This window comes from Mesorhizobium sp. M4A.F.Ca.ET.090.04.2.1, assembly GCF_003999085.1.
GTDB lineage: Bacteria > Pseudomonadota > Alphaproteobacteria > Rhizobiales > Rhizobiaceae > Mesorhizobium.
This window is the reverse complement of the sequence record NZ_RZOT01000136.1, coordinates 1-11,753: the sequence shown is the minus strand read 5'-3', so window position 1 is coordinate 11,753 and position 11,753 is coordinate 1. Positions and strand designations below refer to the sequence as shown.

12 protein-coding genes are annotated in these 11,753 nt (G+C 66.4%); 3 read left to right on the top strand and 9 right to left on the bottom strand.

What is annotated here, in order from left to right:
• Positions 1-14: 14 nt before the first annotated feature.
• Entirely contained in the window at positions 15-1,199 is a 1,185-nt protein-coding gene (uxuA, locus tag EN781_RS12200) for a mannonate dehydratase (protein ID WP_127400022.1), read from the top strand.
• 48 nt (positions 1,200-1,247) lie between these two features.
• On the opposite strand, the gene atzF is transcribed toward uxuA, so the two are convergent.
• The 8 genes from atzF to EN781_RS12160 are packed head-to-tail and all read right to left on the bottom strand — an operon-like array spanning position 1,248 to position 9,585.
• Positions 1,248-3,077 (bottom strand): allophanate hydrolase, encoded by a 1,830-nt coding sequence (atzF, locus tag EN781_RS12195; RefSeq protein ID WP_126058164.1) that lies wholly within the window; start codon positions 3,075-3,077, stop codon positions 1,248-1,250.
• Positions 3,074-3,424: a cupin domain-containing protein gene (locus EN781_RS12190; RefSeq protein ID WP_126058165.1), complete on the bottom strand. Its 351-nt coding sequence runs from the start codon at positions 3,422-3,424 to the stop codon at positions 3,074-3,076. The genes atzF and EN781_RS12190 overlap by 4 nt, the downstream gene beginning before the upstream one ends.
• Entirely contained in the window at positions 3,417-4,085 is a 669-nt protein-coding gene (locus EN781_RS12185) for an isochorismatase family cysteine hydrolase (protein WP_126058166.1), read from the bottom strand. Before EN781_RS12185 ends, EN781_RS12190 begins: the two co-directional genes overlap by 8 nt.
• Positions 4,085-5,617, bottom strand: a complete 1,533-nt coding sequence (locus tag EN781_RS12180; protein WP_127400021.1) for an ABC transporter ATP-binding protein — start codon at positions 5,615-5,617, stop codon at positions 4,085-4,087. The genes EN781_RS12185 and EN781_RS12180 overlap by 1 nt, the downstream gene beginning before the upstream one ends.
• 10 nt (positions 5,618-5,627) lie before the next feature.
• A complete protein-coding gene (locus EN781_RS12175; protein ID WP_126058168.1) occupies positions 5,628-6,329 on the bottom strand; it encodes an isochorismatase family cysteine hydrolase in 702 nt (233 codons plus the stop codon).
• Positions 6,330-6,366: 37 nt separating this feature from the next.
• Positions 6,367-7,293 (bottom strand): ABC transporter permease, encoded by a 927-nt coding sequence (locus tag EN781_RS12170; protein WP_126058169.1) that lies wholly within the window; start codon positions 7,291-7,293, stop codon positions 6,367-6,369.
• On the bottom strand, positions 7,293-8,408 hold the full coding sequence (locus EN781_RS12165) for an ABC transporter permease (RefSeq protein ID WP_245492588.1): 1,116 nt from the start codon (positions 8,406-8,408) through the stop codon (positions 7,293-7,295). The genes EN781_RS12170 and EN781_RS12165 overlap by 1 nt, the downstream gene beginning before the upstream one ends.
• A gap of 49 nt (positions 8,409-8,457) precedes the next feature.
• Positions 8,458-9,585 (bottom strand): BMP family ABC transporter substrate-binding protein, encoded by a 1,128-nt coding sequence (locus tag EN781_RS12160; protein ID WP_126058171.1) that lies wholly within the window; start codon positions 9,583-9,585, stop codon positions 8,458-8,460.
• Positions 9,586-9,923: 338 nt separating this feature from the next.
• Between EN781_RS12160 and EN781_RS12155 the strand changes: the two genes are divergently transcribed.
• Complete coding sequence (locus tag EN781_RS12155; RefSeq protein ID WP_245455777.1) at positions 9,924-10,577, top strand: GntR family transcriptional regulator; 654 nt, start codon at positions 9,924-9,926, stop codon at positions 10,575-10,577.
• On the opposite strand, the gene EN781_RS12150 is transcribed toward EN781_RS12155, so the two are convergent.
• Positions 10,555-11,367 carry a LuxR C-terminal-related transcriptional regulator gene (locus EN781_RS12150; protein ID WP_126058172.1) on the bottom strand — a complete coding sequence of 271 codons (813 nt, stop codon included), beginning with the start codon at positions 11,365-11,367 and terminating at the stop codon, positions 10,555-10,557. The two genes, EN781_RS12155 and EN781_RS12150, sit on opposite strands and share 23 nt — an antisense overlap.
• A 111-nt stretch (positions 11,368-11,478) precedes the next feature.
• On the opposite strand from EN781_RS12150, the gene EN781_RS12145 reads away from it, so the two are divergent.
• Positions 11,479-11,753: ATP-binding cassette domain-containing protein (locus EN781_RS12145; RefSeq protein WP_127400019.1), on the top strand; the 275-nt coding region annotated here is incomplete at its 3' end.

Sequence of the window (11,753 nt, the reverse complement as noted above, 5' to 3'; positions counted from 1 at the left end):
CAAAAGAGGGTGTCATGGAACAATGCTGGCGCTGGTACGGCCCTGACGATCCGGTCACGCTCGACCATATCAAGCAGGCCGGAGCGACCGGCATCGTAACGGCACTGCACAACATCTATGACGGCAGCGCCTGGCCCCTGGATACTATCCTCGAGCGCAAGCGCATCATCGAGGCGGCCGGGCTGACCTGGTCGGTGGTGGAAAGCATTCCCGTCCATAACTCGATCAAGATCGGCGCGGCGGAACGGCAGCGTTACGCCGGCTGGTACAAGGACACGATCCGGGCGCTGGCCAAGGCCGGCATTTCCACCATCTGCTACAATTTCATGCCGGTGGTCGACTGGACGCGCACCGATCTCATGTACCGGCTGCCGACCACCGGCTATGCCTTGCGCTTCGACGCGATCGACTTCGCCGCCTACGATGTCTTCGTGCTGAAGCGCAAGAATGCCGAGGCAAGCTACAGCCCGGCGCGTCTCAAGGAGGCGGAAGCGCGGCTGAAATCCCTGAGCGACGAGCAGATCGAAAAGGTCGAGCGCAACCTGATCGCCGGCCTGCCGGCCACCGAGCGCAAGTACAATCGCGACACGATGCGCGACGCGCTCGCCGACTACGACGCCATCGGCCCGGCGGAACTGCGCGCCAACCTTGCCTGGTTCCTGAGCGAGATCATCCCGGTCGCCGAGGAGGTCGGGGCGCGCATGTGCATCCACCCGGACGATCCGCCCTTCTCGCTGTTCGGGCTGCCGCGGGTCGTCTCCACCGCCGCCGACGCGCGCTTCATCCTGGAGACGGTCGACAGCCCGGCCAACGGCCTGACCTTCTGCACCGGCTCCTACGGCGTGCGCGCCGACAACGATCTGGTCGCGATGATCGGGGAATTCGCCTCAAGAATCCATTTCGCGCATCTGCGCAACGTGACGCGCGAGGCGGACGGCTCCTTCTACGAGGCCGAGCACCTGGAAGGCTCGACCGACATGGCGGCGGTCATACTGGCGCTGATGAAGGAAGAGGCGCGCCGGCGCATGGCAGGCCGGTCCGACTGGCGTATCCCGATGCGCCCCGACCATGGCCACCTGCTTGCCGACGACATCGGCAAGGCCAGGATCAATCCCGGCTACTCGCTGATCGGGCGGCTGAAAGGCCTCGCCGAACTGCGCGGCATCATGCGCGCGGTGGAGCGGTTCGAATTGGCCTGAGGCGCAACCTCCAGAGGCCCTAAGCCGGGCGGGCGGCGGGGCCCTCGTTCATCTGGAGGGAACGCTTTCCGGTTGCCGGCGCGCCTCGTGGGCCCTGGCGACAAAATTGCGCCAGCCGCCATAGGCCGAGATATCCGTCGCCGCCAGCAGGCCGGCGGTTTCGGCAAGGAACCCTTTCGCCGATGTGCCGTCGTCGAGCTCGATGGTGCCGATTCCGAGCGGCGGCGGGATAGCGGCGACGAAACGGCCGAAGGCATCGGCGCAAAGCCGCCAGACCTCCACCTCGATAGCCGCGCCGCCGCTGCCGACCCGGACCAGCCCGGGCTTGGGTGGGATTTGGCCGGCAAGCTCATAGAGCTTGTAGGAAGGGCTCGTCCGCGTCGCCCGGCAGAAACGCGCTCCGGCATTCTTCAACTGGCCATTGAGCGGCATTCCCGAGAGGTGCGCGCCGACCACCACCAGTTCGATGCTGTCCTCGGCGGGCGCGGCGGCGGGCTGAGCACTTGGCTGCCGCCATCCGGTCGCGCCGAGGGTGAGATCGCTGGCTGAATGAAGGTCGCGCGCGACCGACGCGAGGAGGCCATCCTTTCCTGCCGCGGCCAACAGGGTCACGCTCATCGGCAGGCCGTCGGCGCGTGTGCCGGTCGGCACGGCGATTCCGCACATGTCGAGCAGATTGACGAAATTGGTGTAGGTGCCCAACCGGCTGTTGGTGGCGATCGGATCGGCAAGCACGGCATCGAGCGTGTAGTGGATTGGCGCCGTCGGCAGGCAGAACAGGTCGACGGAGGCGATGACCGGGGCGAGCCGCGCCTTATAAGCCTGCAGGGCATAGAACCCGCGGAAGGCGTCGGCGGCCGATAGGTTTCTGGCGCCGCCGATAATCTTGCGCGTCACGGGATGGAGGGCCGCTTCGTTCACCTCGAAGAAGTCGCGGATCGCGGCATAGCGTTCCGCCACCCAGGCGCCCTCGTAGAGAAGATCGGCGGTGGCGTAGAAGTCGCCGAACGGGATCTCGACCAGGCGGCAGCCGAGCCGCGACAGCAAGGCCAGCGACGCCTCGAAACCAGCCTGCATTGCCGCATCGCCGAAGAATTTCAGGTCGGCTTTTGCCGGGATACCGACGCTCAGCGCCGGCGGGCGCGCCGCGAGCGATTGGACGGCGATGTCACGCGAATAGGGATCGGCCGCGTCGCGCGCGGCGGCGACGGAGAATACCGCATAGGCGTCGTCGACGGTCAGCGCGAAGACCGAGACGCAGTCGAGCGTCCGGCAGGCTGGCACGACGCCAGCCGTCGACAGCGCGCCGACGCTCGGCTTCAGCCCGACGACGCTGTTGAGGCCGGCCGGAACGCGACCCGAGCCGGCGGTATCGGTGCCAAGCGCGAAGGAGACGATGCCGCGCGCCGTCGCCACGGCCGAGCCGGAGGAGGAGCCGCCGGGCACCAGTTTCGGATCGATCGCATTCCTCGGGATCGGCCACGGCGTGCGCACGCCGACCAGACCGGTGGCGAACTGGTCGAGATTGGTCTTGCCGACGACCAGGGCGCCCGCGGCCCTGAGCCTCGCCACCACGGCGGCGTCCCTTGCGGGCGTGTAGGCATATTCGGCGCAGGCGGCCGTGGTCGGCATGCCGGCGACGTCGATATTGTCCTTGACGGCGAAGGGGATGCCCCAGAGCGGCCTGGCCACGGGGTCGAACGGCCCGAGCGCGTCGGCCGCGGCCAGCATCTCGGCTCTCGTCGCAAGGTGGATGAAGATGCCGGGGTCGCCAGCGGCTTCGATGCGGGCCAGCACCGTATCGATCACATCGGCGATGCCGATGCCGCTTTGGTAGGCCGCGTGCAGGCTGCCGATGTCGAAATGGATGTCGCTCATCTCGTGTCCCCCAGAATGGTCACCGGCAAATCCCACTGGATCAGCACGACGCAGCCGTCCTTCGTCCACACCGAATGCTCGGTGCCGACCGGATTGAGGATCACGCTGCCTGCCGGATAGTCGCCGTTCTCGTCGCTCTGCGTGCCTTCCAGCACGACGATGGTTTCCAGCCCGACATGACGGTGGCGCGGCACGCCGGCGCCCGGCTGGTATTTGAGCACCGCGACCGACGGTTCGACCGGACCGCCCTTGAGCAGCCAGTGCACGCCGATGCCGTCGCGGAAAGGCTCGAACACCAGGTCGCGCCAGCCGCCGTCGAGCAGGCCGGCAAAGGCAAGGTTAGGCATTCGCAATTCCCTCGAGAACCTGATCGGTCGTCGCCGTCCAGCCGACGATCGCGCCCTGCGCCCGGATCATCGCCAGGGCGGCCGCCTTGAATTCGGGAAAGTAGCTTTCCGTCGCGTCCTCGGCGACGAGGCACTCGTAGCCGCGGTCGTTGGCCTCGCGCATCGTCGTCTGCACGCAGACCTCGGTCGTCACGCCGGCAAAGATGAGTTGCCGGGCGCCGATCCGCTTCAGGTCTTCGCCGAGGCCGGTCGCGTAGAAGGCGCCCTTGCCGGGCTTCTCGATGACGATCTCGCCGGGCAGGGGCGCGAGCTCGTCGAGGATCGCGGTGCCCGGTTCGCCGGCGATCAGCACGCGCCCCATCGGACCGACATCGCCGATGCGGATCGACGCGTTGCCGCGGTCCCGCTTGGCGGGCGGCAGGTCCGACAGGTCGGGCCGATGGCACTCCATGGTGTGGATCACCGGCAGGCCGGCGGCGCGAAAGCCTTCGATCAGCCGCTTCACCGTGGGAACGATCGCGGTGATCCGGCTGACGTCGTTGCCGAGGCTGGCGCCGAAGCCGCCCGGCTCGGCGAAGTCGCGCTGCATGTCGATGACAATGAGCGCCGTCGCCTCGGGCTTGAAGGCGAAGGCGAAGGGCTGTGCTGCGATTTCCGCCATCAGTGATGCCCCGCCATGTGCTCGCCGATCGTCTGCACGCTCGCCTGCGCGATCGGCGTCTCGTAGACGAGCGCGCCGTCGGACATCACGAGGATGCGGTCGGAGAGTTCCAGGAGTTCATCGAGGTCTTCCGACATCAGCAGCACCGCTGCCCCCGCATTGCGCGCCTTCATGATGCGGGCGCGGATTTCGGCGACGGCGGAGAAGTCGAGGCCGAAGCACGGGTTGGAGACGATCAGCAGGTCGACCTCGCCGGTGAGCTCGCGGGCGAGCACCGCGCGCTGCACGTTGCCGCCCGACAGCGAGGCGATGGGTGAGGAGAGCGAAGCCGTCTTGACCTTGAACTGCTCGACCAGCCGGGCGCTGAAGGATTTGATGGCGCCGGCGCTGATCCAGCTCACCGGCTTGCCGTTGCCGTCCACGTCGAAGGTGCGGAAGGCGATGTTCTCGGCGACTGTCATCCTCGGCGCGCAGGCATTCTTGAGCGGTTCCTCCGGGATCAGCCGCACGTTGAGGGCGCGCGCCTCTGCCCGCGTCGCCGCATAGGCGGAGCCGCGCACCATCACCTCGCCGCCATTGCGCGGGCGCTGCCCGGCCAGCACTTCGAGAAATTCCTTCTGGCCGTTGCCGGAGATGCCTGCGATGCCGACGATCTCCCCGGAGCGAACGCCGAGATCCGCGATGTCGATCGATTTGTGGCCGGTGCGGTCGGGCGCCCTCAGTGCCTTCACCTTGAGCACAATCTCGGCGTCCGGCTTAGGCTCGACGCGGCTGTCCAGGGCGGCGATCGGCTGGTCGCCGATCATCATCGCCGCCATCTCTCGGTGAGAAAGGTCGGCGACCTTGCCGGTCCCGGTGAGCCTGCCCTTGCGCAGCACCGTGATGTCGTCGGCGAATGCCGTGACCTCATGGAATTTGTGGGAGATCATCAGCACGGTGAGATCGCCGGCCATGGTCATGCCGCGCACCAGGCCAAGCACTTCCTGCGCCTCGCCCGGGGTAAGCACGGATGTCGGCTCGTCCAGGACCAGGAAATTGCGGCCGAGGTAGAGCTGCTTGATGATCTCAAGCTTCTGTTTCTCGCCGGCGGCGAGCTCGGCCACCTTGACGTCGAGCGGCAGCTTGAAGGGCATGCGCTCCATGAATTGGGCAAGCGCGCCGCGCTCCTTGCGCCAGTCGATGACACCGGGCACCTTCTCGCGCGAGATGACCAGGTTCTCGGCGCCGGTCAGCGACGGGACGAGCGTGAAATGCTGGTAGACCATGCCGAGACCGAGCGCCGAGGCATCCCTGGGGCTGGCGATCGTCACCTCGCGTCCGTCGACCAGCATGTCGCCCGACGTTGGGTGGTAGAAACCCATCATGCATTTGACCAGCGTCGACTTGCCGGCGCCGTTCTCGCCGAGCAGGGCGTGGAAGGAGCCGGCCAGCACCTTGATCGAGACGTCGTCGAGCGCCGTGAAGGCGCCGAAGCGCATGGTCATGCCGATGGTCTCGACGCCGATCGCCTTGCGATGGGGAGTTCCGCTCATCGCCGGTCCCTCACGGCAATTGGGCGACGAGCGCGGCGGAATTCGACACCGCGCCGAAGACGCCGCCCTGCATCTTGATCATCTTGATCGCCGCCAGATGGTTGCCGTAGTCGGTCGCCCCGCAGCAGTCCTCCAGCATCACGCATTCGAAGCCGCGATCGTTGGCCTCGCGCATGGTGGTGTGCACGCAGACATCGGTGGTGATGCCGGTGAGCACGATGTTTGCGATGCCGCGCTGGTTGAGGATCAGTTCGAGGTCGGTGGCGCAGAACGAACCCTTGCCGGGCTTGTCGATGATCGGCTCGCCCTCGGCCGGATAGAGGTCGGGGATGATGTCCCAGCCCGGCTCGCCGCGCACCAGGATGCGCCCGCAAGGGCCGGGGTCGCCGATGCCGGCATTGATGCGGCGCGAGCGCCAGCGCTTGTTGGCGGGAAGGTCGGCAAGGTCGGGGCGATGGCCCTCGCGCGTGTGGATGATGGTGTAACCCTTGGCCCGCATGGCGGAGAGCACCGACTTGATAGGCTCGATCGGCGCCCTGACCAGCGACAGGTCATAGCCCATATGGTCGACATAGCCCCCCGGTCCGCAGAAATCGGTCTGCATGTCGATGATGATCAGCGCCGTGTTGTCCGGCCCCAGATCGCCATTGTAGGGCCAGGGATAGGGATCGGCGTCGATGTAGCGCTGGGTGATCTCGGCTCTGGCGTTCATGGCAAAACTCCGGTCTCGCGAGCGGTTCCTGGGAGGGTCACTTGGTGATCGACAGTTCGCCCGGCGCGCCGGCGAGCGTGCGGCTCGGCGACGAGGTGGCGATCATGATGATGAGGGTGAGGATGTAGGGCGCGGCGTAGAACAGGTAGTAGCCTTGCGTCACGCCCACCGACTGCAGCGCAGGACCGAGGGCGCCGGCGCCGCCGAACAGCAGCGCGGCGGCGAAGCAGCCGAGCGGGTTCCAGCGCGCGAAGATGACCAGCGCCACCGCCATCAGCCCCTGGCCCGACGAGATGCGCTCCGTCCAGCTGCCGGGATAGTAGAGCGACAGGTAGGCGCCGCCGATGCCGGCCAGCGCGCCGCCGACGCCAGTGGCGAGCAGACGCACCGTGTTCGGGTTGAGGCCCATGGCGCGCGCGGCATCGGCGCTGTCGCCGACCACGCGCACGATCAGGCCGACACGGGTGTTGCGGAAGGCCCACCAGAGGAAGACGGCAAGCGCTGCTCCGATCAGGAACAGCACGTTGACGTTGAGCGCCGCCTGCACCTGCGGGATGTTCGACCAGGCACCGAACGGGATCGCTGGCAGGTCCGGCGCCGAGGGCTGGATGAACGGCTTGCCGAAGAAGAAGGCTAGCCCAGAGCCGAACAGCATCAGGGCGATGCCGATGGCGATGTCGTTGACCTTCGGGAATTTGCAGATCCAGCCATGGAAGAGACCGAAGCAGAGGCCGGCGATTGCCGCCGCAAAAAGGCCGAGCCATGGCGAGCCGGTCATCACGGCGACCGCGTAGGCGCTCATGGCGCCGAACACCAGCGTGCCCTCGAGGCCGAGATTGATGCGGCCGGAGCGCTCGGTGATGGCTTCGCCGAGCGACACGAAGATGAAGGGGGTGGAGACGCGGATGGCGCCGCCCAGTATGGCGAGCGGCACGCCCCAGAGGCCGATGTCGGTCGTTTCCATCAGGCGCTCCCCTTCAGGACATCAGGCCCCTGCCAGAGGTCCGGGTTGAAGGGCTTGAAGCGGCCGTAGAGGGTCTCGCTGAACAGGATGACGATGAAGAGCATGCCCTGCAGCACAAGCACGGTCGCATCGGGTAGGTCCATGCGGCGCTGGATCAGGCCGCCGGAGGCGTCGATGCCGCCGAGCAGGATGGCGACCGGGATGATGGCGAGCGGATTGTGGCGGGCAAGGAAAGCAAAGAGGATGCCGGTATAGCCGTAGCCGGCGGCGAGCGAGCCGTTGGCGCTGCCTTGCACGGCGGCGACCTCCAGCATTCCGGCAAGCCCGGCGAAGCCGCCGGCAAGCGCGGTGAAGCCGACGATCAGCGGGCCGACGGCAAGGCCCTGCACCTGCGCCGCCCTGACATTGCCGCCGGCGATGCGAGCGGCGAAGCCCCAGCGGGTCTTCTCGATCAGCAGCCAGGAGAGCACGCAGGCGAGGATGCCGACGACGAGGCCCCAATGCACCTCCATGCCCAGGATGTTGCCGATGCGGTAGATGTCGGCGAGCGGCTGGGTCGAGGGCTTGTTGAGCGAGGCCGGATCGCGCAGCGGGCCTTCAACCAGGTAATTCATCAGCGCGATGGCGATGTAGGCCATCAGCAGGCTGGAGATGGTCTCGTTGACGGCGCGGTAATGGCGGAGCGCGCCGACGGCACCAATCCAGATGCCGCCGGCGGCCACGCCCCCCACGCCCATGAGGAGGATGACGAGAAAGGATGGCGCGCCATTCAGCACCACACCAATGGCGGCGGCGGCGACGCCGCCGAGCACGATCGCGCCCTCGCCGCCGATGACGACCAGCCCAAGGCGCGCGGGCAGCGCCACGCAGAGCGCCGCGAGCAGAAGCGGAGCGCCGCGCGACAGCGAGTTCTGGATCGAGAAACAGGACCCAAAGCCGCCCCGCCACATGGTCTCGTATAGCTGGACCGGCGACTTGCCGACCAGCGCCACGAACAGGCTGAACAGCACCATGCCGACGACCAGCGCCGCGAGCGGAATGACAAACGCCTCAGCTCGCCTGGCGGTCCATTCGAGCGCCGCCCGATATCCCTTGGCACCGAGAATGGCCGGCATGTCCGCGCTGCTCACCGTGTCCGTCATCGTCCCGACTCCCTTAGTCGGCTCAGGCGGTCGAGCCGACGACGCCCTCGACGAGATAGTCCATGCTTTCAAGCTCGATGGCGGTCTCGGCGAAGGCCTGGCCTCCAGTGGCGACGACGACGCCCTTGTTGCTCTTCAGCGGGCCCTTGATGACGGAGAAGCCGCCCTTCATCATGTCGGCTAGCGTGCCGTCGAACTGCTTGCGGGCCACTTCGTTCACGGCGGGCCCGAGCGGGCTCATCTTGACGAAGCCGTCGGCCAGGCCGCCGCGGGTGAAATTGGGCAGCGGCGTGCCGGCGATGAGGTCATCGACGAACATCTTGTAGACCTTGGCCCAGTTCCATTCCGCTCCGGTCAGGTATTTCTCCGGTGCCAGCGGGCTCTGGTTGGCGTGATAGCCGCAGACGAAGGCGCCGCGGCCGGCGGCCGTCTCGACCACCACCTTCGGGCTGTCGACATGGCAGGTGATGACGTCGGCGCCCTGGTCGACCAGCGCGTTGGTGGCCTCGGCCTCCTTGACCGCCAGCGACCATTCGCCGGTGAAGATCACCTGGCAGGTGATCGCCGGATCGACCGAACGGGCGCCGAGCAGGAAGGAATTGATGTTGAGCAGGACCTGCGGGATCGGCTTGGCGGCGACGAAGCCGAGCTTCTTCGATTTGGAGGCGTGACCGGCGACGACGCCGTTCAGATACTGGCCCATGCCGATATAGCCGAAATAGGAACCGGCGTTCATCGGGTGCTTGTCCTTGTTCCACATCCCGCCGCAATGGCGGAACTGCACGTCGGGGAACTTCGCGCACATGGCGAGCATATGCGGATCGAAATAGCCGAAGGAGGTCGGGAAGATCAGCGAGGCGCCGTCGAGGTTGATCATCGATTCCATCGTCTTCTGGACGTCGACCGTCTCGGGAACGTTCTCTTCCTCGACGACGGAAATGCCCTCGATGCTCTTCAGCGTCGCCGCGCCCTCTGCATGCGCCTGGTTGTAGCCGTAGTCGTCCTTCGGGCCGACATAGATGAAGCCGACGGTCGCCGACGCGGCGAACGCCCTGCGGATCGGAAAGGCTGCCGAGGCCAGACCGAGCGCCGCTCCGGCGGCGGAGGTCCTGAGCAGATCGCGGCGGCTAAGTTTGAATCTCGCGGTCATATCGAATGCTCCCCTTTTTGGACCCGATCTCCGGGCCGGTTGCTATCCACTGGAAAAGTGCATGCAATCACTGTGCCAGTTTCAAAGCTTGCTTTTTCGCAATAAAATCAATGTGTGGGTTTAGAGGCTCTGCATAAACGCAAGGCAAGTGCATGCACTTTTTGCCTGATAAATGACCAGTTTGACATTGAGGTTAAAATCTAGGCATACAGGTGCAGCCTTGAGTCGAAATTCAGCCCGGGAGCCGTCCACCTCGCGGGTCTGCCTGCAACAAACTGGACGGAGGAGACGTGTCGGCAAAGCGCAGCTTGGTCAGGTCGGGCACGACCGTGGATCAGATGGTGAGGGCGATCGCGGACCGCATCGTCACCGGCTATCTGCGCCCCGGCGAAAGGCTCGACGAGGTCTCGCTAGCCGCCCGCTTCGACGTTTCGCGCACGCCCGTCCGCGAGGCGCTCGGCCATCTGAGCGCCATGGGGCTGGTCGAGAGGCGGCCCAACCGCGGCGCCATCGTCGCCGTGGTGACGCAGGAGCATCTCGCCTCGATGTTCGAAAGCATGGCCGAGCTGGAAGCGATCTGCGCGCGCTTCTCGGCCGAGCGCATGACCGGTGGCGAGCGCCGAGCGCTCGAGATGGAACATCAGGCCTCGGCGCGCCTGGTGCAGCTCGGCGCCGAGGAGGACTACGAGTATTTCAACACCGAGTTCCACAGCCGGCTTTATCGTGGCGCCCACAACGCGCATATCCAGGACCTGACCGTGACGACGCGCAGCCGGCTGGCGCCGTTCCGGCGGGCGCAGTTCATGCTGCCCGGCCGGCTGGCCAAATCCTGGCAGGAACACGATTTGATCGTCACCGCGATCATGCGCGGCGACGGCGCGGCGGCGGGCAAGGCCGCCAGGGATCATGTCTCGATCGTCAGCGAGGCGAGCGCAGTGTTCGCGGCCGTCGAGCCGATGACCTCCGCGCTCAGCCGATCTGCGCGTCAATGATCTCGACGAAGCGCGCGAAGAGGCCGGCCTGCGACTTGATCTTGAGCTTGCGGTAGATGTTGCGGCGGTGGACCTTGACGGTTCCCGGCACGATCCTGAGCGCCCGCGCGATCGATTCCGTCGAGTGGCCCTGAAGCACCAGGTCGACGACCTGCTTTTCGCGCGAGGTGAGCGACAGGCTCTTCCAGATATGCGCGCGGTCGAATTCGCTAGGAACAGCCGCCGCCTCGCCGCGCGGTGTCGTCGCCGGCTCGTCGGCCGGCAGGTTCGGCCAGCGCAGCCTGACCAGGCCGATCACCGCCGGGGCCATGTCGCGCAGCAGCCTGGCGTCGGCGGTGCCGAACGAACCCGAGGCGCGCAGCCGCATCAGCGACAGCACCAGCGCGTCCTTGCCCGGCAGCGGGACGAAGAAGCCGACCTCCTCGGCGAGCTTGGTCTGGCTGTAGTAGGAGCGGTAATACTCGCTGGCATAGAAGCGGTCCGGCGCCAGTTCGCGCATGCGCCAGAAGCCTTCCTTGCGCTCGACCGCCGCATGGTGGAACGGGTCGAGCAGGTAGGGGCCGTCCTGATAGAGCGCGACGAAGACGTGGCTCTCGGCCGGCGAGAAGGTCTCGAACAGCAGCGGCGGGCGCGCGGCGCCCCTATAGCCGAAGATGACGCAATGATCGAAGCTGACATGGCCGCGCAGCCAGCCGACGATGGCGCGGCCGAAATGATCGCTGCCAGCTTCGCGCGTCGCGGCGATGACGGCGCCGAGCCCGTTGTAGTCATCGCTGCGGGAAACGGCCAATTCATACCCCTTTAAATGATAAAATAGGCTAAATATACCACCGGCGAGGTATATACTAGCCGGCATTGGCTCTGGTAGCGTTTCGAAATCAACTCGCCCTGGAGCCCGCCTTTGACTGCAGCGCCCGATATCGAGTTTCGCGCGGTCACCAAACGCTACGGCGCGGTCATCGCGGTCAGCGGCATTGACCTTGCGATCCCGCCCTCCGCCTTTGTCGCTTTGCTCGGGCCGTCCGGATGCGGCAAGACGACCTGCCTGCGCATGATCGGCGGCTTCGAGCAGCCGAGCGAAGGCCAGGTGCTGATCCGCGGCCGCGACATGGCAGGCACGCCGCCCTACCGGCGGCCGGTCAACATGGTGTTCCAGCAATACGCGCTGTTTCCGCA